The sequence below is a fragment of the Amazonocrinis nigriterrae CENA67 genome, assembly GCF_016056305.1.
GTDB lineage: Bacteria > Cyanobacteriota > Cyanobacteriia > Cyanobacteriales > Nostocaceae > Amazonocrinis > Amazonocrinis nigriterrae.
In genome coordinates, this window is record NZ_JAECZC010000099.1 from 1 (window position 1) to 2,051 (window position 2,051).

At 46.4% G+C, this 2,051-nt stretch carries 2 protein-coding genes; both read left to right on the forward strand.

The features are described 5' to 3' along the window. Window positions 1-725: IS630 family transposase (locus I8748_RS30870; protein ID WP_198128297.1), on the forward strand; the 725-nt coding region annotated here is incomplete at its 5' end. 158 nt (window positions 726-883) lie between these two features. Next, complete coding sequence (cas6, locus tag I8748_RS30875) at window positions 884-2,029, forward strand: CRISPR-associated endoribonuclease Cas6 (protein WP_198128298.1); 1,146 nt, start codon at window positions 884-886, stop codon at window positions 2,027-2,029. Window positions 2,030-2,051 lie beyond the last annotated feature (22 nt).

A 2,051-nucleotide genomic window follows, 5' to 3' on the forward strand; every position in this document is an offset into this window, starting at 1 on the left:
AGACTGTGCGATGTACACTACAAAAAAACGAATTGCGCCCGTGGAAAAAGCAGCGTTACTGTATTCCCGAACGCGATGCGGCACGCTTTGTAGCACAGATGGAAGAAGTCTTAGACATTTATACCAGCCAGCACACAGAAGATGAACCACTCATCTGCATGGATGAAGCGGCTTACGAGTTAAAAGCGGACGTGTTTGAGCCAATACCAATGACACCCGCAAGCGATCGCAAAGAAGATTACCATTATGAACGGCATGGTGTGCGTGCGTTATTTATATTTTTTGACCCCTTGAGAGGATGGCGGCGCGTGAGTAGTCGTGAGCATCGTACTCGCGTCGATTGGGCACTGGAAGTTCGCCAACTTCTAGATGTAGACTATCCCCACGCGCGCAAAGTCAAGTTAGTTTGTGACAATCTCAATACTCATCACATTGCCTCACTGTATGAAGCTTTTCCTGCAACTGTTGCTCATCGATTAGCTCGCCGCTTAGAAATTCACTATACCCCTCGTAACGGTAGTTGGTTGAATGTTGCCGAGATTGAGTTAAGTGTCCTTTCTCAACAATGTCTTGACCGTCGTATTTCCTCTGCCACCGAGTTAGAAAAGGAGTTATCTGCCTGGCAGAACCAGCGTAATCGCACGAATAGCCAAGTTCAATGGCGCTTCACAACAGAGGATGCCCGTATTAAACTCAAACACCTCTATCCTATTGCACTATTTTAGCCCGGTCGTGCTACTACAGCAAGTTAAGCAACTATTAGGTAGTTGACTTGAGCTAATCCCCGCAAGGGGATGAAAACAATTTAAATAAACGCTGTTTTTTCTCCCCTAGGGGATGGAAATTGTGTAAGATATTCAACATCATTTCATAGCATCCGGCGATGGCAAGAGTAGCTGCATCTACTAGACGTAAAGCTAAGCCCAAGTTAGAATCATCTAGCTCAATTCCCACATGGGCGGATGACACGGAACTAGTGGGGTTAGTGTTTGACCTTGAACCTACCACTTCCACTTCCCTCTACTCTCAATACACTATCGGACTCCATGCTTGGTTTCTTGACCAAGTACGGCAATTCAACCCAGAACTTTCTGCATATCTGCATGATGGAGAGTCGGAAAAGCCGTTTAATATTTCGGCGCTGGAAGGTCAACTTCTTCCCAGTGGGATACAACTGCAACTGCAAGCTAACCAAATTTATCGCTGGCAAATCAACGCTTTGTCTAGGCGAGTCGTGCAGTTTCTCAGTCAATGGTTAACCCAGCTACCACAAAGTTTAAACCTCAGAGATGCGACTCTTCAAATCAAACAGGTGAGTATTGCTCATTCACCGACTACTTACGCACAATTGTTAGAGTCAGCAACAGAGAAACTCTCTAACGTCAGTCTTAGCTTTGTCTCGCCTACCAGCTTTCGTCGCAAAGGTCATCATTTTCCCCTCCCCGTTCCAGTTAATCTGTTTCACAGCTATCTGCGGCGCTGGAATGACTTTTCAGGAATACCTGTAGAACAAGAAGCTTTTCTTGAGTGGATAGATGAAGGGGTAATTATCCATCAGCACCGCTTAGAGTCAGTAAAAGTAGCGGCTGGTAAGCGGGGTTCGGTGACTGGGTTTACAGGGGCAATTTCTTGTGGTTTGAGTAAAGCAGCTTTGGCTAACTCTGAGTTTACCCGCTTATTCTATGCTTTGGTGCGGCTTGCTCCTTACTGTGGTACTGGACACAAAACTACCTTTGGACTAGGACAAACTCGCTTAGACTGGGTGGAACAAGAAACTAGTGTATCTACTCAGTTGTTGACAAATATGCTGGGAGAACGCATCGATGAGTTGGTAGCGCTATTTACTGCACAGCGAAAACGCACAGGAGGCGATCGCGCTGATAAAATTGCTTCTACATGGGCTACGATTTTGGCACGCCGGGAGATGGGAGAATCATTGCAAGTCATAGCCGAAGATTTAGAAATGCCTTATTCGACTGTGAAAACTTACGCTAAATTAGCCCGTCGCGCACTCAAGCAGGAGGGATGAGGGGGGATGAGGGGGGATGAGG

Bases quoted from the DNA above. Each gene is read 5' to 3' on its own strand.
- cas6 (WP_198128298.1), top strand. From the start codon at position 884: ATGGCAAGAGTAGCTGCATCTACTAGACGTAAAGCTAAGCCCAAGTTA.